The organism is Methanoculleus sp. MH98A, from assembly GCF_000691865.1.
GTDB lineage: Archaea > Halobacteriota > Methanomicrobia > Methanomicrobiales > Methanoculleaceae > Methanoculleus.
The window spans coordinates 1-954 of sequence record NZ_JMIO01000202.1 but is presented as its reverse complement, the minus strand read 5'-3'; the positions used below and the strand labels follow the sequence as shown (position 1 = coordinate 954).

2 protein-coding genes are annotated in these 954 nt (G+C 52.0%); one reads left to right on the top strand and one right to left on the bottom strand.

The window, feature by feature from the left end; all coding sequences use genetic code 11:
* Window positions 1–235: hypothetical protein (locus EI28_RS15140; protein ID WP_231476842.1), on the bottom strand; the 235-nt coding region annotated here is incomplete at its 3' end.
* 496 nt (window positions 236–731) lie between these two features.
* On the opposite strand from EI28_RS15140, the gene EI28_RS12555 reads away from it, so the two are divergent.
* On the top strand, window positions 732–954 hold a 223-nt coding region (locus EI28_RS12555), incomplete at its 3' end, for a hypothetical protein (protein ID WP_048115356.1).

Below are 954 nucleotides of genomic sequence, written 5' to 3'. Positions count from 1 at the left end.
ACAGTGTTGAGCTTCCGGGAGGCACGTATGCGCTGTGGCCGTTCGTCTCCCCCTGCTGTATAGAATAAAAGGCACAAATACCGGTGTCGTTTTCCAGGACATTCTCTCCCGGAGCGATGTTCACACCACATTCGTTGCCTCCGGCAAAAACCGGCGGCACAATCAGGACCAGTGCCAGCACCAGTGCGAAGATGCGGTTGTATGTCATCATACCACGGGAGAACTTCTCTAACAACTTCTCTTAAGTTTTCTGTCGATCCTCTCTACACATTCTCCGGTTGAGGGCAGGCCGGCCGCCCGGGAATCGGTGTCGAGCAATGGTGGAGGGGGCCTGTTGCTCGGGGTGAGCGCAGGTGCCGGGCCCTCCCGCAAAATGGGTAGCTGTGACGGAGACACGATATCCGATATCGATTTTTCCTTTTCCGCGTGGGTTTACTATCGGTCGGCGCAGTGTGAGTTACCGGTCGACTGGGGGATGTTTTCGGAAGCAAAACGGATCGAACGGCCTCAACGTGTAGAGAGGTTCGACAGAAATCGTTTATAGAGGAACGTTGATTTCTCATCCGTGGGTACCGGGACTGGTATCCCGAAGCGCAGGGAGGTCCACCCGGCCAAGAGCGAATCGGATGGGTGAACGTCCCGCATGCCCGGAGGCATGGTAACACTCGTTACTCAAGCAGATAAACGTTGTGCCGTAGCTTCTGGAATTCAATTATTGAAGGAGGAAACAGATGAAACTGTTCAGATGGAATGTCATCCTGCTGGCAATGGTATTAGCAGGGATGGCAATGGTACCGTGCGTGAGTGCGGAAGAAAGCGGCGAGAAAATTGTTGATACGCAAACTGCAGTCATCAATCAATTAATAGGACAGAACATGACCGTCGGCGAATACTACGAAAAAACTTCGCCAGAATATTTGATGGAAATACCAGAAACCTTAAGGAAACATCTCT